Here is a 21,884-nt window from a genome sequence, read left to right on the forward strand (position 1 = left end):
ACTGCTACATTGAGCGCGTGTCGCGTAGCCCACGTTGTTTCGATTGTGCAGCGTATGCGGCACGCTGACGCACTAAGCGCGCGTTCCCATATAGTGTAATTATCGCACCGTGCAACCTCAAGTTCGTTACATCGACGTGGCCGAAGCCGATGCTGGCATGCGGCTGGATAACTTCATCCGACGCCAGTTCAAGCGCGTGCCTCGCTCGCGTGTCTATCGGGTGATTCGCAGTGGTGAAGTCCGGGTCAACCGCGGCCGCGGTCGCCCGTCCAGGCGGCTGGTGGCTGGCGATCAGGTTCGTTTGCCGCCGCTTCGCACTGGTGATGATACCGGCCGAACCGCAGTGCGGCCGCCGGACGCGATGATCGAGCGCGCCGTAGCCGCCATTCAAAGTGAGGCGCCGGACCACCTGGTGATCGCGAAGCCCGCGGATATGCCGGTACACGCGGGCAGTGGTGTGGATTTCGGCTTGATCGAGTGCCTGCGCGCGGCCCGGCCGGACGAATACCTCGAATTGGCACACCGACTCGACCGTGGCACCAGCGGTGCCATGCTGGTAGCGCGCTCGCGGCCCACACGGCATGAACTAGCCGAGGCACTCGCCGATGCGCGCGCTCGTAAGACCTACTTGGCGCTGGTCGATGGCATCTGGCCGAACGATGTGACGCGTGTCGACCAGCCGCTCGACCGCAACGGCATGGTTGGCGGTGAGCCGCGGGTTATCGTTGATCCGGACAACGGTAAGTCGGCGACTTCGGTGTTTACGGTGGTGGCGCGATCCTCGAATGCGACGTTGCTCGAGGTCGGTCTGTTGACCGGCCGCAAGCATCAGATCCGCGCCCACGCGGCCTATTTTAAATGTCCCATTGCCGGTGATCGGCGCTACGGTGACTCGAAACGCGCTGCGGCCTGGCGGCAATGGGGATTGAAGCGGCCCTTTTTACATGCACGCGATATGGCCGTGCCACGCCAGTCAGGATGGCTCCAAACCCATGTGCCATTGGCGGATGACCTGGCGGCTGTGATGCAGCGTTTGGGTCTACAGTGGGAATGAATTTCGAGGCGCTTGATGGCGCGCGTGCGGTTATGCCCAGCCTGATTATTTTCGATTGGGATGGAACACTGATGGATTCGGCGGGCGAGATCGTCGGCGCGATGCAACTCGCCATCCAGCGTGCAGGGTTGCCCGAACGCTCGCCTGAGCAATTGCGTTCACTGATAGGGCTGGGCATCCACGATGTGTTGGCGCGGCTTTTTCCGGATCGGGATCCGGCTCGGGTTCACAAACAGCTTGCGGCGCAGCGGGCCGATCGCGACGATGCGGCCACTAGAGCGCAATTTTTCCCGGGTGTGTTGGCCACCTTGGATCGCCTGATCGCCGGCGGCTACGAGCTCGCCGTGGCCACCGGCAAATCGCGTCGCGGACTCGATCAGGTTTTGACCGCGACCGATTGCCGGGGGTATTTCTCGCAGACGCGCTGTGCCGACGAGTCCGCCGCCAAACCGGCGCCGGCCATGGTCGAAGATTTGTTGCTGCGCACGGCGACTGAGCCGCAGGACGCACTTGTGATCGGTGACACCGAATACGACGTCGCCATGGCGCGAGCCGCGGACGTCAGCGTGCTCGGCGTAACCTGTGGCGTACACGACGCGACCCGCTTACGCGCCGCGGGTGCGACCGACCTGATCACCGATGTCACCGCATTGCCCGGCTGGCTGGCCGGTCAGGCGGCGGTTACGACGGCAGGCTGATCCCGCGTTCTGAGAGCAGGTCGGTCAACTGGATCAGCGGCAGGCCGATCAGCGTACTCGGGTCGGATGACTCAACCGCCGCGAGCAGCGTGATCCCGAGGCCTTCCGATTTCAGTGTGCCGGCTGTCTGGGTTGGGTCTTCGGCTTGGATGTAAGCTTCTATTTGTGCGTCGGTCAGTGGCCGGAACGTCGTTTTAACTGTTTCGAGCGCGACCCTGCTTTCGGATAGGTCGGGTGCGGCTACGGCCACGCTCGTGTGGAACAAAACCAAGCGGCCGGATTGTGCACGTAGTTGTTGCCGGGCGGCATCCAGCGAGCCGGGCTTGCCGACGGCGGTGCCGTCGACGTCGGCAACCTGGTCCGAGCCGATGACGATCGATTGTGGATACTCGGCGGCGACGGCTTCAGCCTTGGCTCGAGCTAGTCGCTCGGCCAGTGCAGGTGGCGGCTCGTTGTCGTATGCGGTCTCATCGACATCGGGCGAGACTGCCGAAAACGGAATCTGTAGGCGGCTTAAGAGTTCGCGCCGCCCAGCCGAGCTGGAGGCCAGTACGATATGGGGCGACACGTGCCAGGCTCCTTGAAAAGGCGATCGTAGAGCGCAAGCCTATCGACCAAACAGCGCGTTGAAAATAAGCTATGTTTCGGACGTTGGCGGAGGTTGGATTATGACGGCATTACCGGAAGAACTTGACTACCGCGACGTTGCGGAGCGCGGCGAAGTGTTTGAGGCGCGCTTGGCGCTGGCGGAAGTGCCCCGGGTCGCTGAATTAGCCTGCGACCCTCCGGCCGCGGGCGATCCCCCGGCGATCCATGTGCGACTGCAGTTTTTTGAAGACGAGCAGCGCTGGGCACACGTTAGTGGTCGTGTAGAATATGCCGCTTTGGTGGCATGTGATCGATGTTTGGCGCCTTTCAACCATCAGGGTGGCGCTGATATCAACAGTATAATCGTGGCTAGTGACGAGCAGGCGGCGGGTGTGCCGCGTCAGTTCGAGCCCACGATCGCCGAAGGCGGGAAGCTGGATCCGCGTAGCCTGATAGGCGACGAGATTTTGCTGGCCTTGCCACAGGCACTACACTGTGATCGCTCGGAATGCCGGGCCAATTATGAAAAACCGGATAAGCCGGATGAGATTGACGACGGTGCGCAAGGGGAAGATCGCTGGCGGCCGTTTGCAAATTTGAGATAATGGATTGAACAGGTCGCTGCGCCAGATGGCGACCGAAGTAAGAGTAGACTGTTTTATGGCGGTACAGCAAAATCGTAAGTCGCGCTCAAAGCGGGATAAGCGTCGCACCCACGACCAGATGTCGACCCCCACGGTCTCGACTGACGAAACCACGGGCGAGACACATCGTCGTCACCACGTAACCCGTGATGGGTTTTACCGTGGTCGACAGGTCGTTGAAACTGGAGACGACGACTAGCCAGCCCGCCAATTCGCCGGCGCCGGTCGCCGGACTCGCCAATGCCGATGATTCATATCGCCGTCGACGCCATGAGTGGCGACGAGGGGCCGTGTGTGGCCGTTGACGCTGCGGTTACCAGCTTGACGCACCATGCCGACCTGGTAATCGATCTCGTGGGTCAAACCGAGGTTCTCGAGCCGCTGGTCAATCAGGCCCGTATAAGTGACGATATACGCAACCGCCTGAACGTTCAGGAGGCCAGCGAGATCGTGAGTATGTCGGAGTCGCCGTCGGCGTCGCTGCGGCAGAAAAAAGATTCCTCGATGCGCGTGGCCATCAATCGCGTGCAAGCGGGTGATGACCAGGCCTGTGTCTCGGCCGGTAACACCGGCGCGCTGATGGCCACAGCACGGTTCGTTTGCAAGACGCTGGACGACATTGATCGGCCGGCCATTCTGGCTCCGATCCCGTCGCGTCGGGGTGGCACGCTGATGCTCGACCTGGGAGCCAGCACCGAATGCACGCCCGAGCAATTGTTTCAGTACGCGGTCATGGGGGCCGTGGTCGCGCGGGCCGTGTATGGGCTGGAATCGCCGCGCGTGGGGCTGCTGAATATTGGCGCCGAGGACATAAAAGGTAACCCGCAGGTCCAGCAGGCGGGTAGCCTTCTAAATGATAGTGAACTGAACTACATCGGATTCGTCGAAGGTGACGATATCTATATCGGCGAAGTCGATGTGGTGGTGTGTGATGGCTTTATCGGCAACGTTGCCCTCAAAACCAGCGAGGGGCTCGGCAAACTGATGGCCGAATACCTGCGGGCCGAGTTTTCCAAGAGTTGGGCGACGCGGATTGCCGGCTTGTGCGCCATGTCGGTGTTGAAACGCTTCCGGAGGCGCGTCGATCCGCGCCAGTATAACGGGGCAACGCTGGCTGGCTTGCAGGGAACAGTGGTCAAGTCACACGGCGACGCTGACGCTGTGGCCTTTGCGAGCGCGATTAGCGTAGCGCGCACCGAAGTTGTCGAAGGGGTGCCGAGCCGGATTCGGAGCTTGCTCGCCGAAAATCTGGGCGAGCCCTGATTCGACGCCTCTGTGCGTTACAGCATGGCAGGTGCTTGCCGGGCGATATTTGGTGACCCGGCGATCCGGCACACAGCGCTGTCTCCAACCGATGCTGGCAAATAGTGTCGATGCTGAGCCGCTAGATCGTGCCGGCTTGCCCTATGGTGACCCAGTTATAAATTGCTATAACGGGTCGGTAGTTGCCCTGTTGTAAACCTTGACCGACGTCGCAATATAGAAAGTGACGAGGAGCGGTATGGCGAGATGTGCCGGAGGTCGTCAGATCAGATGCATCGGCTGTTTTCAATGCGGTTTGAACCCATCGGTTTGCTAGCGGTCTCATGGTGAATCCCGAAACAGGCGAGGGCGATACGGCGCTTGCACCGAGCGACGCCGAGGTTCAGCCACCGCCGCAATATCACGTGATCATGCACAACGATGACTACACGCCCATGGACTTCGTGGTCGAAGTGCTGACAACTTACTTCAACCTTGATCGCGATCGGGCAACACAGGTCATGTTGACCGTGCATACACATGGTAAGGCGATCGCAGGTACGTTTAGCGCACAGATTGCCGAGACCAAGGTCGCAATGGTCAACGATCATGCGCGTGCTCACCAGCACCCGCTTTTATGTACGATGGAGAAAGCCTGACGCGCCGGCGTAGCGCGTAGAGAGCTAGTCACAACGAGGTCGGCCGAATATCCAATGCTAAGTCAGGAATTACAAACTGCACTCGACGCCGCGTTCATGGTCGCTCGACGCCAACATCACGAGATGCTCACTGTCGAGCATCTGTTGCTGTCATTGTTGGATAACGCTGAAGTCATCGAGGTGCTGAAATCGGTTAGCGCCGATGTCGGCCAGCTCGAACGCGAACTCAAAAGCTATATCGACACGCACGTCACGATCGTGCCCACGGATCAGGACCACGAAGTCCAGCCGACGCTGGGTTTTCAGCGCGTCCTGCAACGGGCGGTCTATCACGTGCAGTCGTCCGGCAAAAAGGAAGTGACCGCGGTCAACGTCCTGATCGCGATCTTTTCCGAGCAGGAATCGCACGCGGTATATCTGCTTGGTGAGCAGGGTGTAACCCGGCTCGATGTTGTCAACTTCGTGTCGCATGGTGTCGACAAAGCTGCGGGTGAAGGTGCTGGCGCCGAACAATCCGCCGGCCAGAAACAACAAGGCGAGTCGGGCGGCGACGATAGTCAGTCCGCGCTTGATCAGTACTGCACGAATCTCAATACAAAGGCCGCCAACGGTGAGGTTGAGCCGCTGATTGGTCGCGAGCAGGAAATGGAGCGGGTCATCCAGACACTGTGTCGGCGACGCAAGAACAATCCGCTGTTGGTGGGCGAAGCGGGCGTCGGCAAAACCGCCGTGGCCGAAGGATTGGCGGGCATGATCGTGGCCGAAGAGGTGCCGGACGTGCTGGCCGATAGTGTTGTCTATGCACTGGACCTCGGCGCGTTGGTTGCCGGTACCAAGTATCGCGGTGATTTCGAAAAACGTCTTAAGGCCGTTTTGTCCGAACTGGACGATATACCGGGCTCGATGTTGTTCATCGACGAAATACACACCGTCATCGGTGCGGGCGCCGCTTCCGGCGGCGTCATGGATGCGTCGAATCTATTGAAGCCGAAACTGGCCTCGGGCGAGTTGCGCTGTATCGGCGCCACGACGTATCAGGAGTTTCGAAGCGTCTTCGAAAAAGACCGCGCGTTGGCGCGTCGTTTTCAGAAAATCGACCTGCCCGAGCCGAGTGTGGCGGACACCGTGCAGATCTTGAAAGGCCTCAAGGACCGCTTTGAATCGCATCATCAGGTGCGGTTCACAGGGCCGGCGCTCGAATCTGCGGCTGAATTATCAGCGCGGCACATCAACGATCGACATCTACCGGACAAGGCGATCGACGTGATCGACGAAACCGGTGCACGGTTGCGGTTGCGGCCATCGGGCAAGCGCCGTAAAACGGTTCAGGTGCGCGATGTCGAAGATATGGTCTCGCGGATCGCGCGCATACCGACGAAGACGGTTACGCGCGACGATCGCGACATGCTGCGCACACTCGAGCGTGACATGAAACTGGTGATCTTTGGCCAGGACGAAGCTGTGTCGTCGCTTGCGAGTGCGATCAAGATGTCGCGCTCCGGACTGGATAGTCAGGATCGACCGACGGGCTCGTTCTTGTTCGCCGGACCAACCGGCGTCGGCAAGACCGAGGTGACGCGCCAGTTGGCATCGCATCTTGGCGTTGAGCTGGTGCGCTTTGACATGTCGGAATATATGGAGCGTCACGCCGTGTCGCGACTGATCGGCGCGCCGCCGGGCTATGTCGGATACGATCAAGGCGGCTTGTTAACCGAGGCCATCAACAAGCAGCCCTATTCGGTTGTGTTGCTTGACGAGATCGAAAAAGCCCACCCCGATATATTCAACCTGCTGCTGCAGGTCATGGACCATGGCACGTTGACCGACAACAACGGCCGCGAAGCGGATTTCCGCAACGTCATTTTGGTGATGACCACCAACATGGGTGCCGAGGCCATGGATCGACGCAGTATCGGTTTCGCGAACACGGATAATTCATCCGACAGTCTCGAAGCGATTCGTCGAGGTTTTGCGCCGGAGTTTCGTAACCGACTGGATTCGATTATCCAATTCTCGGCTCTGTCGGGCGAGGTGATCGAGCGTGTGGTAGACAAGTTCGTGGTTCAGCTCGAAGCCCAGTTGGACAAGCGGGGCGTGGAACTCGTGATTCAGTCGGACGCGCGCGAATGGCTGGCTAGGAACGGCTACGACGCCAGCATGGGGGCGCGGCCGATGAATCGCTTGATTCAGGACAACATCAAGAAACCGCTAGCCGAGGAGCTGTTGTTCGGCCGCTTGGCCAACGGTGGACGCGTGGTCGTCAGCGTAGGCGAAAACGACAGCCTGTCGCTGGACGTCTCGGAATCCGAACCCGTCGAACAGGCCTGATCCAAAAGAGCCCCGGGGTCGCCGACGCGACCCCGGCTGGCCGAATAATGGGCGTCGGGCGATTGAGTTTGGCTCGAAGTGTCGTTTTAGTCGATGGTTACTCGCTTGACCTCGGCCAGGTCGACAATGCCTTGTCGAACCTTGTTCAGCCCCGCCTGGTGTAGATTCATTACACCTTCGGCGCGGGCTTTTTTCTCCAGGTCATAGCCGGTGCCGCCTTCCATGATGAGCGTGCCCATAGCCTCGCTGATCGGCAATGTCTCGTAAATGCCCGTGCGGCCCGAGTATCCCTGTGAGCAGCGGTCGCAGCCTGCATGGTTGGCTTCGAATATTTCAAGCGAGTCGAGCTCGCATGCAGCAAAACCTTCTTCCAATAACGCATTATGCGGGATTGTTGCCGGCTGTTTGCAGCGTTCGCAGAGCTTGCGCGCAAGGCGTTGAGCGATGATCAGCGAGACTGTCGAAGCGATGTTATAGCCCGCCACACCCATGTTGATAAGGCGGCTGAGTGTCTGCGGTGCGTTGTTGGTGTGTAGCGTCGACAGCACCATATGGCCGGTTTGAGCCGCCTTGATGGCTATTTCTGCGGTTTCTAAATCGCGAATCTCGCCGACCATGATGACGTCGGGATCCTGACGCAGGAACGCGCGCAGACAAGTGGGGAAAGTGAGCCCGATGCCGGGGTGCACATTGACCTGGTTGATGCCGGGCAGGTTGATTTCGGCCGGATCCTCGGCGGTCGAAATGTTGCGGTTGTCGGTGTTGAGGATATTGAGTGCGGTGTATAGCGACACGGTTTTGCCGCTGCCGGTCGGGCCGGTAACCAACACCATGCCGTAGGGTTTGTGAATGGTGGATTCGAATAGCGCGCGCTGGTCGTGTTCGTAGCCCAGTTGGTCGATACCCATGCGGGCCGACGCTGGATCGAGGATGCGCAGAACCACTTTTTCGCCGTGCAGCGTCGGGCAGGTAGACACACGGAAGTCGATGTCGTTGTCTTGCGACAACTTAAATTTGAGTCGGCCGTCCTGCGGTATGCGCCGCTCAGCAAGATCGAGTCGCGCCATGACCTTAAGACGAGCACCAAGGCGGTTACCGATCTCGGCTGGTGGATTCTTACCGAGCGCTTCCAGCACACCGTCCTTGCGGATACGGACCCGGTAGTTTTTTTCATAAGGCTCGAAATGGATATCCGATGCACCGCGCCGTATCGCGTCGCGCATGACTTTGTGGACGAACTCAACGACCGGTCCGTCGCCTTCGGTGTCGTCGCTGCTGTCGAGGGCTTCGTTGTTGTTGGTCGTGCCGCCCGGCGCCAGTTTGGACAGTCCGTCGACAGCGTTGTCGATGGCAGTCGACTCGCTTTCCAGTAGCTGCGCGAGTTTGTTGTATTCGACGACGACCGGCATCACTTTGCAACCGGTATTGAACTTGAATTCGTCGAGCACCGACTGATTCATCGGATCACAAACAGCGATGTACAGCACCTTGCCTCGGCGATAAAGCGGGAATGCGCCCAATTTCCGTATCAGGGAATCCGAAACCTCGTCCAGCGGTGCGTGGTCAGTAATATTGAACGTGCTTAGGTCGACAAGCGGTGTCGCGAACTCTTCGCTGACGGCCTCAGCGAGCGTTAGCGGATCAACGGCTTTTTCGCTCGCCAGGAAGGAGACAAGCGAGATGCCCGAACGACTGGCACGACGCTGTGCATCGCTGGCGTATTCGGCCTCCAGCACGCCGGCGTTAACCAGACGTCGGCTGAGCCCGCCGAGGGGTGGTTGCTTGTGTTCGTCGCCCAAAAGCGCCGTTTTCTAGTTTTTCTGTCTATATGGAATCTAGCACAAACGGTTTTTGGAGCTGGATTCGCTCTGTGACCGGCATCAGGCTGGGGCCGTTTGCCTTGTCTTACCGTGCGGCGTCGATGATTGCGTTTAGATGGCGACCGTGTTGCGCGTCACTCAAGAGCTTGGGGTTCCAACATGTATGGATGGTCCACAGATGATGGGGATATGACGTGTATAAACCTGTGGATATGTAAGATGCGTCGTGCGGACGCGGGGGTGAGAACGCTTTGACCGCGCGGTGACCAAACGTGTTTGCCATGCTATCTAATGGGTGCGCACTGGTTAGCGAATCGCCATATCGGCGAATGCTCGCAGCGCTAAGTCTGGCGGGCTAAACGGCAACTGCCGGCCAGCGGATCAGGGGGCGGGATTGGTTGTCGACGGGCATCGGCCGGCGCGATCCGCATGTCACGATGCCAAGCAATGGCCGGAGAAAGTCTTTGCTAACCCAGCCACATCAGGCCTAGCGCCAAGCAGCACAGTGGTGCCCACGCCCATTCGGTGTTGTCCGAGATACGTGCCCAGGAAAAACGATTTCGCCGCCGATTGGGCCAGGGCCGAAGCCGTGGCCAGAAATCCGGGACATTAGCGGCGTGTTCACGTGCGTCGTTGCCGAAATCCGCTTCGAGTCGTGTGTATTCGACACGGTATTTTCGCGGTAGATAGCACAGCGTAAACCAGGCCACCGCTAACAGACCTGCAATCCATATCCCGATGCCGGTGGCTGTAGTGGCGTTACCGCCCGCGAGAAACAGGCCGCTGCCAACCAGAGCCGAACCGACGTAACCTGGATTGCGTGTATGCGCGTATGGGCCGCTGGTTACCAGTTCGCGATTTTTGGCCAAGTGACCAAAGGCCCAGATGCGAAGCAATAGACCCGCAGCAATGACGATACATCCAATAGTGAATGGAATCGGTGCCGGCTGTGCCGCAATGACTAGGGCAAGTGCAGCCACGTAAACGAGTATTTTTCTGATAACGGTGTGAAACCGAGGGCGTTTACGGCCATGTTGGTCGTCTTTCGCGGTCATTGAGTAGGTGTAGTTGGTCGAGCGCGCATGAGGGCAGTGTAGATGAATTTGGGCGTCAGTGGCAGCGCCCCCACATGGAACGATGCCAGGCTGTGGCCGTCCTATGGTTGGCCGTTGTGTGTTGAATCGTCGAATTGTGGTGAGTGGTATGCCTGGATTAATGCCCGATGTGTCGGCGGCGTTGCATCTGCTAGTACGAGCCGCTACGGTCCAAATGCTATCCGGAACGTAACCGCAGATGACGAATCGCAGACTGGCCATGCTCGGCGCCGCGAGCGCTTTCCTAGCCCTCGGGGTGGTGTACGGGTTGCAGTACGGCGCTGACTTGGTGCCGTGCCCGCTGTGTATTTTCCAGCGCATTGCGGTGGCGTTGTTCGGAGTTGTCTGCCTCGTTGCAATGGTTCACGGGCCGGGGCAGGTCGCGGCGCGCATCTACGCGGCGATGGGCGTGCTTGTTGCGGCGCTTGGTGCGACGATTGCGCTGCGACATGTCTATATCTTGCAATTGCCGCCAGGCGCTGTGCCGACATGTGCGCCCGAGCTCGGGACTCTGGTTCAGATGATGCCGTTGCGCGAAGTGGTGGCGACAGTGCTGCGCGGCGATGCAAGCTGCGCCGACGTCAAGGGCAGTTTCCTCGGGTTAAGCTTGCCCGTGTGGAGTGCTATATACTTCATTGGTTTGATGGTTGGCTCGATCGCGGCCGCCTTTCGTCAAACCCTCGGGCGCACCCCGTCCGATTCCACATAGATTTTTTAAACCATGGCTATTACTGCAACGATCTGTGACCAGCTCGGGCGCGACGCACACGTCGTCGACCCGCTTTTTACCGATTTCGGGGGCGCGTTGGAATGCGCCGGACCTATGGTGGTTCTGCGCACTTTTGAACACGGTGCACTGGCACCGACTGTGGTCGAAGAGCCCGGTGATGGACAGATTCTGGTCATCGATGCAGGTGGTTCTGAACGCTGCGCGGCAATTGGCACCGAAGTTGTCGAAAAAGCGCTAAGCAATGGCTGGGCGGGCATCGTTGTGAACGGCTGTGTTCGCGATTCTGAGGCGTTGTCACAACTGGAGATGCCGATCAAGGCGCTGAACGTCCATCCACGTGCCCCCGATGCGCGAACCGACGGTGAGCGTGATGTTCCGGTTAGCTTTGGTGGCGTAGTCTTCGAGCCGGGCGAGTGGCTTTATGCCGATCTGGACGGCGTGGTGGTTTCAGCGACACAGGTCGAATTCGAATAGTTTTATGTCGCGGGCGTCAGCGGCTCGGCGATTGCCGTGCGACGCACTTGTCGCTGCACGCCGGATGACTGGCATTGCTGCAATAGCCGTTCGTGATGAATTAGCCGCGGTGTATCGCTGCCGACGTCGCGACACATTCAATGCACGCCGGCTAACGGTGCCCATAATCGAGGCCGTATCACAGCGCGCGGCGAATTTTTTGACTACAACGGACTTGCCGGTGCGTGTAAAAACGCCATAGTCACCCTATGAGCGAAACTGCGTTCGATCCCGTTGCCTACGTCAAGCAGTTGACCACAAAGCCGGGTGTGTATCGCATGTTCGATGCCAGTGGCAACTTGCTCTACGTCGGCAAGGCGAAGAACCTGAAAAAACGGGTGTCGAGCTATTTCCTACGGGCGTCGGGCCATGCCCGGACCGAGGCCATGCTTGACCATGTCGCCGATGTTCAGGTCACGATCACGCATACCGAGGATGAGGCGTTATTGCTGGAGTCGACGCTGATCAAGCGTCACCGCCCGCGCTACAACGTCTATCTGACCGACGACAAGAGCTATCCCTACCTGTTGATCACTGGCGATAACCAGTTTCCGCGAGTGGTTTACCACCGCGGTGCGCAAAAACGTGAGGGTAATTATTTTGGTCCGTTCCCGAGCTCGGGTTCGGTCCGCCAGACACAGGACACGCTGACACGGTTGTTCAAGCTTCGAACCTGTCGCGATAGCTATTTCGAGAACCGCACTCGGCCGTGCCTGCAGTATCAGATCAAACGTTGCTCGGCTCCTTGCGTGGGTTACATTAGCGAAGCCGAGTATGCCCGTGACGTCGACAACGCTGCCGCATTGCTGAATGGGCGCAACGAGCAGTTGATTGAACGCTTAATCAACGACATGGAAGCCGCGTCGGCGCGGTTGGACTTCGAGAGCGCAGCCGAGCTGCGTGAGCGCATCGCGTCAGTGCGCCGCCTGCAGGCGCAAAGCCAGAGCGTGGGTGGCCGGGGCGATTTCGACATTGTGGCCGCCAAGCTGGATGGCGGCACCGCGGCCGTTATCGTCACCACTGTTCGCGGTGGTAATAACCTGGGGCACCGCAGTTTTTTTCCGCACGTGCCCGCCGAAGCCAACGCGGTTTCCATCGTCAGCGCGTTCCTGGGGCAGTACTACCTCGAACGTCGACCGCCCCCGGAAATAATGGTCGATCCGTTGCCGGACGATACCGAACTGTTGAGCGAAAGCCTTGGCCAGCGCGCCGAGCGTAAGGTAGCACTCAAGAATCGCGTGCGCGGTGAACGCCGGCGCTGGTTGGACAATACAAAACACACGGCAGACCAGTCGTTGTCGGCGCAACTGGCGAGCCGCGCCGGGGTCGAAAAACGCCTAAACGCGCTTGCCGAGGCATTGTCGCTAGATGCGCCGCCGTTACACATTGCTTGTTTCGATATAAGCCACACCCAGGGCGAGAAGACCGTGGCCTCCTGCGTGGTTTTTGAAAATGGCGCGGCCGACAAGTCAGCGTATCGGCGTTTCAACATCACCGACATCGAACCCGGGGATGATTACGCGGCTATGCGCCAAGCGCTTAGACGTCGGTTCGAGCGCGTCAATACGGGGGAGGCGAGAATGCCGAATCTGTTATTGATCGACGGCGGTCGTGGCCAACTCAGTGTAACCATGGAAGTGCTCGATGAGCTCGGTATTCATGAACCGGCCGTGGTCGCGGTTGCCAAAGGGCCGAGCCGTAAACCGGGCGAGGAACAACTGATGCGGCCGAACGCTAATGAGCCTATTATGTTGGCGCCGGATTCGGCCGCTCTACATCTGATTCAACAGGTGCGCGACGAAGCCCACCGATTTGCAGTCGCCGGCCATCGCGGGCAGCGTGGCAAGGCGCGCCAGTCGTCGACACTCGACGATATCGAAGGCCTCGGCCCGAAACGGCGGAAGAAATTGCTCCAGCGCTTCGGCGGTCCGCGTCAGGTCGCCCGCGCCGGCGTCAATGAACTCCAGCGTGTTGAAGGTATTAGTGGCAACATGGCGCAACGTATTTACGATCATTTTCATCCAGCGAATCAGAGCTTGTGATAACGAAGAGAAGAGAAGTCCCGTGCTGCGGGCAAGGTAGGCTGGTTTGAATTTGCCGACATGGTTGACGCTGTTTCGACTGGCGTTGATCCCATTCGTGGTCTGTTTGATCTTCGTCCCAGCGAATGGCTACAGCGAAGCAGCGGCCGCGCTTTTCGGTATTGCGCTTGTTACCGACTGGCTCGATGGCCATCTGGCGCGGCGCTGGAATCAGGCCTCGGCATTTGGCGCGTTCCTGGATCCGGTAGCCGACAAACTCGTGGTTTGCGCTGTGCTGGTGATGTTGGTCTATCGTGACCCGCATTACTATGTCGCCTTGCCTGCGACGATTATCGTCGGCCGCGAGCTGACTATATCGGCATTGCGCGAGTGGATGGCCGAGCTCGGCAATCGCGGCATTGTATCCGTGGGCCCGATCGGCAAATACAAGACCGTCGTCCAGATGATCGCCATCTTCATCATGCTGTTCAATCTGCAGGATGGCGGCGGATGGTATGTGGCTGGTACAATATTGTTAGCGATTTCAGCAGTGTTAACGCTGATATCGATGGTCAACTATCTCCGCCAAGCGTGGCCGCATCTGACGTCGGGTTAATCGCTTGTGGGTTGACACACAGCCGTATTACGGTAGCCTATTCGGCAATTCGCGGGAATAGCTCAGCGGTAGAGCACAACCTTGCCAAGGTTGGGGTCGCGAGTTCGAATCTCGTTTCCCGCTCCAGATTACCGCAGACCCCGACCTCGCGTCGGGGTTTGTTATTTGTAGCCTCGATGAGCGCCTCAAAGGCCAGGTGGCAGAGTGGTTATGCAGCGGCCTGCAAAGCCGCCCGACCTCGGTTCGAATCCGGGCCTGGCCTCCACTAATCTTCCAGCGTGTTCCAAAGAAACGTTAAGAGCCCGTTTAGACGGGCTTTTTTATGCCTGGAACCTTTGTTCAGCCACGCTCGTCCCTTTTAAAATCAAGGTGTTGGGGTGCATGGGTAGGTGCCCCAGCGCAGCACGGCCTCCCAAATAAAGCTGACGGCGTCCCAGATCAAGAGCGCTAAACCACGCAAAAAGTCGTGCAAGCTGAGCAATGGCGAGGGCAAGTACCAACGAGTGGCGTCGAAAGGCGGCAAGTTCTGATGGCTTCAAATACCGTATTAGCGGTAAAGAGAAGCTGCTATCGCTAGGGCGTATCTCCGAAGTATCGCTAAGGGACGCCAGAGAACGACGTGGGGCGCGCAAGGCTATCGCAGCGGATAGCTCCGAGTGCCAAGAAGGCCTAGAAACGTGCACAGACGGCTGCGGATACATTCGAAGCCGTTGCGTGCGAATGGATCGATGCGCGTAGCGGCGTGAATGGAGCGAGAATAACGGGCATCAGCTTACGCGTCGGCTTGAGTGCGATGCGTTTTCCCTGGATTGGGGAGGCTAAAATGCACGAGTTAGTGCCTTCCGAAGTACTCCCGATTCTACGTCGCCTAGAAGGACGGGGAGCAATCGAAACAGCACATCGTGTTAAGCAGCTGGTCGGTCAAGTGATGGGCTTTGCCGTCGCCACAAGTCGAACACAGTGGGATCCGGCGCTGGAACTTCCCGAGGCGCTCAAAACACGCCGAGTTAAACGCGACGTCAGCATTGTTCCCAACTCATTCCGACAACGTCTTAAAAGCACACCTTGAACCCGTTAAATCAGCCACCTTTCTTGAAGAGTTTCTTATATTCGTCACCGCACTCAAGATGAAGCATGTCGCTCCAGGTTTGGAGAAAACGCTGTAGAGAGGCGGAAAACATGGAAATACAAGCATGCCCCAGTACATCTAGGCTCTCGTTGGCTTCAATCCGCTCTTCGAGAAATGGAGGCTACGTTCGTAGCACTGCCGTATGCAAGCAGTTCTATCATTCAGGAAATAAAGTATGTCCATTTATAGTGCCTAACGCAGCGCTAACGCTGGCCGGAGCTAAGCGGAGGCCAGTCGGCGTGAGCGCCGTGTTAGGCAACGCGTGTTAGCCATGTGAGGGGTTTAGCCCCCTCCAAAAGTGCCCGCGAACACTGCAAGACCAATGAGGTATATTATTGGCGACGCAATCAGCGATGCAAGTAGTTGCCACAGGCCCGCACCGGCGCCGCATTTTGACATCGCAACGATGGCCAGAATGAACGCAACCAAGTTCAGTGGCCAACCTATAAAAAAACCTGTACCTGGAATAGGAACAATAAAAGCAATCCAGGCAATTGCAAGGCAAACCCAAGCGGCCTTGCCAGCAGTGTTATCGGTCGTTGTTATAGCGGTCTGTTCGTTCATGGATCTTCCTCAGAATCTCGTTTTTGCGGTGATGTAACAGATCAAGCCTGACGCCTGAATATATGACAACGTGTAGATATGGCGCCGTAGTATATTTGGTATATATCACGCATAGTCAGCCAGGCCAAAGGTTAAGACACCCACGATGATTGTTAGGCCAACACTTCGGGACCAATAGAAAACATCCACCGTAACTAGTCCGCCGATGCTGTAGGGCGCTAGCGTGGGCCAGGATGGGCTCTGCAACATTGGTTGCACGAGGGTCGCGATGGTCAGCCCAACCTGCAGTGCAAGGGCGACTATTTTGATGCTGGGTTGATCGCTCGACAGCAGTGTCAGTAAGCGGCTTTTACGGGGCAATAAAAAGGGAATGACGCGACAGAATCCCGTCACTATAGCTATGGCGGCGATCGCGATGAACAGCGTGGCGTAATTCATGGGGCAGGCCGTTGATGACACCAGCGAGACACCGCGACGCTCGCCGCAATGGCAGCAAACAAGGCGCCCACGATATTGCTGACAAAGATCGCGCCAAGGGCCGAAGCCGCGCCGGCCAGAAGCGGCCATGCAGTGTCCCGGTTTAAATTCTCGAGAGATAGCGCGAGAAATAGGGCGGGCAACGCAAAATGCAACGCCTGCGTGATGGCTGGAGCAGCGTCCTGAATAGCTGCGCCTATGGCACCGCCGATAGCGGTGCTCGCGACCCAACAAAGATAAGCGGCCACCGCCACGTTGGTCAGCCAAGCAGTTAGGCCCGTGTCGGTTCCGCTTCACGCTGTGTCAGGGTGGTAGCGAAGACCTCATCGGTCAGCGACATTGCCAATGGCAGACGTGCCGCCAGTCGATCGGGAAAAATGCGGCGTACCAACGAGCCATAAATGATATGCCGCGAGTCGATCAGCGCACACAGCGCTACGACATAGAGCCATGGCGTCCCATTTTGTATCGCCGCGAGCAGAATGAATTGGCTGCCGCCCGCGAAAATCATCGCCGAAAACAGAATGGGCACGTAAAGCGGGTAGCCGAAGCTTGTAGTGGCCGCACCGAAGGTGATCGCGACCGGCATATAACCCAAGAAGATCGGCACCGCCGAACGCAGTCTCTGCCCAATGGCATGCTAGACATTCATACAGCTTCGAGCTCGAGCGCGTGAAATCGATAGGAAGTGAGTTCGGGGATCGAGGGCCGTGCCGACAGATCGAGTCGATGGATCTGGTCTAGTAGCCGTCGCGCTTGGTCGGGGGCGATCTCGCCTTAACTGGCCAACGCGTTATAGAGCATGCTTGGATCGTTTCGGTGGCAAAGTTGAACCAGCTCTGCCTCGTCCCGGGTGATGTGAGCCAGACCCGCGTTGACCAACGTGTCATGGATATACCGCAGCTGGTGGGCGAGTCGGTGGTCGCGGCGTTCCGCTTGATTGCTGAACGGCGTGATCATTTTGTCGCTTACACAGAGCGCGCCGCCGACGTGTGGCCGGTTGCGGATCATATCCAAGAGCCGGTGGCCTGCTAGGTGATGCAGCGCAGATCGGGATAAATGACGGAGATGATCGCCTGAGCGCCGGATTCGCCAGCCTGATAAATGTGATCGTCACCGCCTTTGAAAGTTTTGGTGTCTCCGGCATGGAGCGTCGCCCTCACGAAGCGAGCCGCTTTCGAACGTCATTCGGAACGTTTCGATCTTGCGTTCGGATGCTTCGTAATCGATCAGCTCCACCGAGATCCCTTGGCGATCGAAGATTGCGGTGGTGCTTTGCCTGCGAGATCGCCGTAACCGACATCCAGCACTTGGGCCAATCGCCATATCGTTTCGATCGTTGGGTTGCCTTGGCCGCGCTCGAGATTCGACAGCGTCGACTTGCCGATACCGGTGAGCGCCGACAACCCGGTAAGCGTAATTTCACGTTCGGTTCGAAAGGTTTTGATGTTCTTCGCGATCTGATTGTGTAAGCCCTGGATCATCGTGGCGCTCACCGCATGAGCAACAACAACTCCGATGCTCAAAGTAGGTATCGGTTTCGGCCTTGCCATTACCGGGTTGGCCAGTACCACGGAATCGCAGTTGGGTCGCGAGATTGATCGGGCGTTCGCGCCGTTACGAGCCGAGCCCACATGCCGCCATCCGCGGTGCCGAGTCAGCGTGAGCGTGATTTCGAGCGCGCGAGAGCCTTGCAGATGACGGGGCGGAGAATTTGTTAGACTAACGTCGTGCTGGCTCTGAGCGTTTGGCTCGAGCTGGATTCCCCTATTTGCCCGATGCACATCGCTGCGATGGCGGCGGCCGTGATGCGGGCGCGCTTCCTTCAGAGGAAAGCGTGCCCGCCAGCGGCCGCGTCAACGCGGCTACGAGGACGTTATGCTCCAAACCATCCGAGAACATTGGTTCTCCAACGTGCGCGCCGACATGTTGTCTGGCGTGGTCGTCGCACTGGCGCTGATCCCGGAAGCGCTGGCGTTTTCCATCATCGCCGGTGTCGACCCCAAGGTGGGGTTATACGCGTCTTTCTGTATCTGCGCAGTCAATGCTTTCGTTGGCGGTCGTTCAGCGATGATTTCGGCCGCTACCGGTTCGATGGCGCTGATTATGGTGACCTTGGTCGCCAAACATGGCGTGGATTATCTGTTTGCCACCACGGTTCTGACGGGCATCTTCCAGTTCATCGCCGGCTCGTTGCGTCTGGCGAACTACATGCGCTTCGTCTCACGCTCGGTGGTCACCGGGTTCGTGAACGCCTTGGCCATTCTCATTTTCTGGGCCCAGATTCCCGAGCTGACTCACGTTTCCTGGGTCGTCTACGCGATGGCGGCCGGTTCGCTGGCCATCATTTATCTATTCCCTTATGTGCCGGTGGTGGGGCGCATTTTTCCGTCGCCGCTGCTCGCCATCCTCTTGATGACCGGTATCTACATGTCCGGCCATTTCGATATCCATACCGTCGGCGATATGGGCGAGTTGCCCGGCAGTTTGCCGAGTCTGATCTGGCCGGACGTGCCACTGAATTGGGAGACATTTACCATCATCGCGCCGTACGCGCTCACACTCACCGTCGTGGGCCTGATGGAATCGATGATGACGGCGACTATCGTCGATGACCTGACTGACACCGGCAGCAACAAGAATCAGGAATGCCGCGGCCAGGGCATTTCCAATATCTGTACCGGCTTCATCGGCGGCATGGCTGGCTGCGGCATGATCGGCCAGACCGTGATCAACGTGAAGTCCGGCGGCCGTACCCGCCTTTCCTCGCTTACGGCCGGTATTGTGCTGCTGTTCATGGTTGTATTTCTGTCCGACTGGGTCGGTCAGATTCCGATGGCCGCACTCGCCGCGGTGATGATCATGGTCTCGATTGGCACCTTTTCATGGGAGTCGATCCGCGATCTACCGAAACATCCGATGAGCACCAATCTCGTCATGATCACCGTGGTGGCGGTGGTGGTGGTCACCCACAATCTGGCGATCGGCGTGTTCGTGGGTGTGCTCCTGTCGGCGCTGTTCTTTGCCAACAAGGTCGGCCAGCTGCTGTATATCCCCAGCTACCTGACCGACGACGGCGAACGCCGGGTATACGAAGTCACCGGCCAGGTGTTTTTCGCCTCGGCCAACGCATTCCGACATCGTTTCGATTACAACGAGGCCTTGCCAGCCGTAACCATCGACGTGCATCGTGCTCACTTCTGGGATATCTCGGCCGTGGAAGCGCTGGATCGGGCGGTGCTGCGGTTGCGGCGCGAAGGCACGACCGTTGATATCGTCGGCATGAACGAAGCCAGCAAAACGCTGGTCGACAAAGTCGCCGTGCACGATAAGCCCGACGCCGAAAAGCTGCTCGAACAGCATTGATAAAGGAAGGAGAATTATATGGCCGATAAACGATCGGTCGTGGCGTGCATCGATGGGTCGGCCTATGCGGCGGCGGCTTGCGATGCTGCCGTCTGGGCCGCCACGAAACTCGATGCGCCTCTGACCTTTGTCAACGTCATCAGCCGCCGTAAACATGCGGCCTCAACGGACTATTCCGGCCAGATCGGGCTGGGCACGCGTGAACATCTGCTCACCGAGCTGGCCGACCTGGACGGCCAGCGCGCTCGCCTGATGCGCGACCGGGGTCGCGATTTTCTCGACTCGGCAAGCCGTCGTGCGATCGACGCTGGTCGTCCCGAGCCTGCAACGTGTCAGCGTAACGGTGAGCTAGTGGACGCCCTATATCACATGGGCGATGAACCTAGGTTACTGGCGCTGGGCAAGCGCGGTGAATCGGCCGCGGACGACTATCACCTAGGCTCTAATCTCGAGCGGGTGATTCGTGGCGTATCCTGCCCGATTCTCGTCACCAATAATAGTTTCACTGCTCCCAAGCGTGTGCTCATCGCCTTCGATGGCAGCCAGACCGGCCAGCACGTAATCGAGCGTGCGGTCGCGACGCCGTTGCTGACCGAAGTCGAGGTGCATCTCGTCTACGTTGGCCAGCCCAACGACCAGAGACGCCATCAGTTCGATGAAGCGGCCGAGAAATTGCGGACGGCCGGCGCACAGCTGACCACCGCCATCATCGATGGGGATGTAGAGCCCGCGCTGCACGACTACCAACGCCAGCACGATCTCGACCTGATGGTCATGGGGGCGTACGGCCACACGCGCATCCGTGAATTGCTGCTGGGCAGCACGACCACCGACATGATCCGGCGCGCCGATGTGCCGTTGCTGATTGTGCGGTAACAATCGGTAGACCGGGCGACGAGCCGATAGGGTTGGCTCGCCCGTTTGGTTTTTTCAGAGTCGGGTGCCGCGCTCGTGTATTTCGTGAAATCCCCGAATGCCTGCCGGTACATGGCGTTGTCGACAATTGATTAGTCGACATATGTCATGACGTATGACATGCCTTAGCCATGCTAAGGCTACGCCGTTGAATTTATCGTTTGTCGGGGTCGCGGCTCGCCCCCATTCTCTGCGCCGACATTCCGCAACCTCTAATCAAAAGAGAACTTCATGGCGCCCGTGATCGATCGAGAACGCGTTGAGATGAAAGAACTGGCCGACTACAGCGACGGTCCGTCGCTGATTTCGTCCGAGCTGATCCAGGTGGATGAGTCGCCGCGCGTCGCGCTGGCCTGGGATGACGGCGCACACACCGCGCTGCCGCCAATCTGGCTGCGCGATCATTGCCCCTGCGATGCTTGCCGGCATGCGAGCTCGCGCGAGCGTCTGTGCAAGATCATCGACATTGAAGTCGGTGTGCCGGATGTTTCGCTCGACCACGGCGCGCTGCTGCTGGTTTGGCCCGACGGTCATGAAAGCCGCTTCGACGGCGTTTGGCTGCATCAGCGTCGGCCCGGCCAGCACCAATTCCAACCGACGGTGCCCGCAGCGCGAGCCTGGCGTGAAGGCTTCATGCCGGCACAAGTGACGCACCGCGACTTCACGAGTACGGATGCCGGTCAACGGCAGTGGCTCGAGGCTTTGATCCGCGATGGCCTGGTATTGCTTGACCAAGGCCCGACCGAGTCCGATGAAGTCACCCGTATCGCCGAGTCCATCGGGCCGCTGCGGGCGACCAACTTTGGCGCACGCTTCGATGTGCAATCCAAACCCAACCCGAACAATGCCGCCTATACGGCGATCGAACTGGAGCTGCATAGCGACCTGCCGAACTGGCGTAATCCGCCGGACATTCAGCTTCTGTATTGCCTGGAAAGCGAGGCCGAAGGTGGGGCCTCGACGTTTGCCGACGGTTTTGCTGTAGCCGAGGCAATGCGCCATGAGTCGCCCAAGCATTTCGCCATGCTCGCCGAAATCCCCATCGATTTGCGCTTCCAGGACGACGACCACGACATCGTCGTGCGCGAGCCGATCATCCGCACCGACGACCGCGGTGAGCTACGCGAGATCCGCTTCAACAACTGGATTCGCGACGCCGTCGATGTCGCCCCCGACCAGATCGAAGACTGGTATGCGGCCTACTGCGATTTCTGGGCCCGCCTGCGCGCGCCGCGTTATCGCGCCGACTTCGAGTTGGCGCCCGGCCAGATGATCGCCTTCGACAACCGGCGCGTGCTGCACGGTCGCGGCGAGTTCAATCCGAATACCGGTAAGCGTCACCTGCAGGGCTGCTATCTCGATTACGACATGGTCGAGTCGAAGTTGCGCGTGTTGGCACGGTGAACGCACCGGGCGAAGATGGCCG

General features: G+C 58.7%; 23 protein-coding genes and 2 tRNA genes. 17 read left to right on the forward strand and 8 right to left on the reverse strand.

Annotated features, from left to right (window positions below):
* Positions 1-109 precede the first annotated feature (109 nt).
* Positions 110-1,054, forward strand: a complete 945-nt coding sequence (locus tag HKX41_01695) for an RluA family pseudouridine synthase (GenBank protein NNC22874.1) — start codon at positions 110-112, stop codon at positions 1,052-1,054.
* Positions 1,055-1,086: 32 nt separating this feature from the next.
* The gene (locus tag HKX41_01700) at positions 1,087-1,752 is read left to right on the forward strand and encodes an HAD-IA family hydrolase (protein ID NNC22875.1); all 666 of its coding nucleotides are present in this window, start codon (positions 1,087-1,089) and stop codon (positions 1,750-1,752) included.
* Here the strand turns inward: HKX41_01700 and maf are convergent.
* A complete protein-coding gene (gene maf / locus HKX41_01705; GenBank protein ID NNC22876.1) occupies positions 1,736-2,320 on the reverse strand; it encodes a septum formation protein Maf in 585 nt (194 codons plus the stop codon). The two genes, HKX41_01700 and maf, sit on opposite strands and share 17 nt — an antisense overlap.
* A gap of 100 nt (positions 2,321-2,420) precedes the next feature.
* Between maf and HKX41_01710 the strand changes: the two genes are divergently transcribed.
* The 5 genes from HKX41_01710 (at position 2,421) to clpA (ending at position 7,213) form a co-directional block, all read left to right on the forward strand.
* The gene (locus tag HKX41_01710; protein ID NNC22877.1) at positions 2,421-2,945 is read left to right on the forward strand and encodes a hypothetical protein; all 525 of its coding nucleotides are present in this window, start codon (positions 2,421-2,423) and stop codon (positions 2,943-2,945) included.
* A gap of 55 nt (positions 2,946-3,000) precedes the next feature.
* Positions 3,001-3,183 (forward strand): 50S ribosomal protein L32, encoded by a 183-nt coding sequence (gene rpmF / locus HKX41_01715; protein NNC22878.1) that lies wholly within the window; start codon positions 3,001-3,003, stop codon positions 3,181-3,183.
* Positions 3,184-3,230: 47 nt separating this feature from the next.
* Positions 3,231-4,247 carry a phosphate acyltransferase PlsX gene (gene plsX / locus HKX41_01720; protein ID NNC22879.1) on the forward strand — a complete coding sequence of 339 codons (1,017 nt, stop codon included), beginning with the start codon at positions 3,231-3,233 and terminating at the stop codon, positions 4,245-4,247.
* A 323-nt stretch (positions 4,248-4,570) separates the two neighbouring features.
* A complete protein-coding gene (clpS, locus tag HKX41_01725; GenBank protein ID NNC22880.1) occupies positions 4,571-4,885 on the forward strand; it encodes an ATP-dependent Clp protease adapter ClpS in 315 nt (104 codons plus the stop codon).
* Positions 4,886-4,939: 54 nt separating this feature from the next.
* The gene (gene clpA / locus HKX41_01730) at positions 4,940-7,213 is read left to right on the forward strand and encodes an ATP-dependent Clp protease ATP-binding subunit ClpA (protein ID NNC22881.1); all 2,274 of its coding nucleotides are present in this window, start codon (positions 4,940-4,942) and stop codon (positions 7,211-7,213) included.
* Positions 7,214-7,299: 86 nt separating this feature from the next.
* Here the strand turns inward: clpA and pilB are convergent, their stop codons facing one another.
* Together pilB and HKX41_01740 are read right to left on the reverse strand one after the other, a co-directional pair.
* Positions 7,300-9,012 carry a type IV-A pilus assembly ATPase PilB gene (gene pilB, locus HKX41_01735; GenBank protein NNC22882.1) on the reverse strand — a complete coding sequence of 571 codons (1,713 nt, stop codon included), beginning with the start codon at positions 9,010-9,012 and terminating at the stop codon, positions 7,300-7,302.
* A gap of 488 nt (positions 9,013-9,500) precedes the next feature.
* Positions 9,501-10,088, reverse strand: a complete 588-nt coding sequence (locus tag HKX41_01740) for an isoprenylcysteine carboxylmethyltransferase family protein (GenBank protein NNC22883.1) — start codon at positions 10,086-10,088, stop codon at positions 9,501-9,503.
* Between the two features lie 238 nt (positions 10,089-10,326).
* Between HKX41_01740 and HKX41_01745 the strand changes: the two genes are divergently transcribed.
* The 6 genes from HKX41_01745 (at position 10,327) to HKX41_01770 (ending at position 14,272) form a co-directional block, all read left to right on the forward strand.
* A complete protein-coding gene (locus HKX41_01745) occupies positions 10,327-10,836 on the forward strand; it encodes a disulfide bond formation protein B (GenBank protein NNC22884.1) in 510 nt (169 codons plus the stop codon).
* 12 nt (positions 10,837-10,848) lie between these two features.
* Entirely contained in the window at positions 10,849-11,331 is a 483-nt protein-coding gene (gene rraA / locus HKX41_01750) for a ribonuclease E activity regulator RraA (protein ID NNC22885.1), read from the forward strand.
* A gap of 248 nt (positions 11,332-11,579) precedes the next feature.
* The gene (uvrC, locus tag HKX41_01755; GenBank protein NNC22886.1) at positions 11,580-13,412 is read left to right on the forward strand and encodes an excinuclease ABC subunit UvrC; all 1,833 of its coding nucleotides are present in this window, start codon (positions 11,580-11,582) and stop codon (positions 13,410-13,412) included.
* 46 nt (positions 13,413-13,458) lie between these two features.
* Entirely contained in the window at positions 13,459-14,007 is a 549-nt protein-coding gene (gene pgsA / locus HKX41_01760) for a CDP-diacylglycerol--glycerol-3-phosphate 3-phosphatidyltransferase (protein NNC22887.1), read from the forward strand.
* 51 nt (positions 14,008-14,058) lie between these two features.
* Positions 14,059-14,133 (forward strand) — tRNA-Gly (locus tag HKX41_01765).
* Between the two features lie 64 nt (positions 14,134-14,197).
* A tRNA-Cys gene (locus HKX41_01770) sits at positions 14,198-14,272 on the forward strand.
* A gap of 1,146 nt (positions 14,273-15,418) precedes the next feature.
* Here the strand turns inward: HKX41_01770 and HKX41_01775 are convergent.
* The 4 genes from HKX41_01775 to HKX41_01790 all read right to left on the reverse strand — a co-directional run bounded on the left by HKX41_01775 (position 15,419) and on the right by HKX41_01790 (position 16,787).
* Positions 15,419-15,700, reverse strand: a complete 282-nt coding sequence (locus tag HKX41_01775) for a hypothetical protein (protein NNC22888.1) — start codon at positions 15,698-15,700, stop codon at positions 15,419-15,421.
* A 105-nt stretch (positions 15,701-15,805) separates the two neighbouring features.
* On the reverse strand, positions 15,806-16,138 hold the full coding sequence (locus tag HKX41_01780; GenBank protein ID NNC22889.1) for an AzlD domain-containing protein: 333 nt from the start codon (positions 16,136-16,138) through the stop codon (positions 15,806-15,808).
* Positions 16,135-16,431, reverse strand: a complete 297-nt coding sequence (locus HKX41_01785) for a hypothetical protein (GenBank protein NNC22890.1) — start codon at positions 16,429-16,431, stop codon at positions 16,135-16,137. Before HKX41_01785 ends, HKX41_01780 begins: the two co-directional genes overlap by 4 nt.
* A gap of 17 nt (positions 16,432-16,448) precedes the next feature.
* Positions 16,449-16,787 (reverse strand): AzlC family ABC transporter permease, encoded by a 339-nt coding sequence (locus HKX41_01790; protein NNC22891.1) that lies wholly within the window; start codon positions 16,785-16,787, stop codon positions 16,449-16,451.
* A gap of 209 nt (positions 16,788-16,996) precedes the next feature.
* Here HKX41_01790 and HKX41_01795 point away from each other — a divergent pair, with 209 nt between their 5' ends.
* Complete coding sequence (locus HKX41_01795; protein NNC22892.1) at positions 16,997-17,212, forward strand: hypothetical protein; 216 nt, start codon at positions 16,997-16,999, stop codon at positions 17,210-17,212.
* A 194-nt stretch (positions 17,213-17,406) separates the two neighbouring features.
* On the opposite strand, the gene HKX41_01800 is transcribed toward HKX41_01795, so the two are convergent.
* The gene (locus tag HKX41_01800; protein NNC22893.1) at positions 17,407-17,751 is read right to left on the reverse strand and encodes a helix-turn-helix transcriptional regulator; all 345 of its coding nucleotides are present in this window, start codon (positions 17,749-17,751) and stop codon (positions 17,407-17,409) included.
* Between the two features lie 304 nt (positions 17,752-18,055).
* Here HKX41_01800 and HKX41_01805 point away from each other — a divergent pair, with 304 nt between their 5' ends.
* From HKX41_01805 to HKX41_01815, 3 genes are all read left to right on the forward strand, one after another.
* Complete coding sequence (locus tag HKX41_01805) at positions 18,056-19,543, forward strand: SulP family inorganic anion transporter (protein ID NNC22894.1); 1,488 nt, start codon at positions 18,056-18,058, stop codon at positions 19,541-19,543.
* Between the two features lie 18 nt (positions 19,544-19,561).
* The gene (locus tag HKX41_01810; protein NNC22895.1) at positions 19,562-20,419 is read left to right on the forward strand and encodes a universal stress protein; all 858 of its coding nucleotides are present in this window, start codon (positions 19,562-19,564) and stop codon (positions 20,417-20,419) included.
* 303 nt (positions 20,420-20,722) lie between these two features.
* Positions 20,723-21,862 (forward strand): DUF971 domain-containing protein, encoded by a 1,140-nt coding sequence (locus HKX41_01815; GenBank protein ID NNC22896.1) that lies wholly within the window; start codon positions 20,723-20,725, stop codon positions 21,860-21,862.
* The last annotated feature ends 22 nt before the right edge of the window (positions 21,863-21,884 follow it).

The organism is Salifodinibacter halophilus (genome assembly GCA_012999515.1).
GTDB classification, from domain to species: Bacteria; Pseudomonadota; Gammaproteobacteria; order Nevskiales; family Salinisphaeraceae; genus Salifodinibacter; species Salifodinibacter halophilus.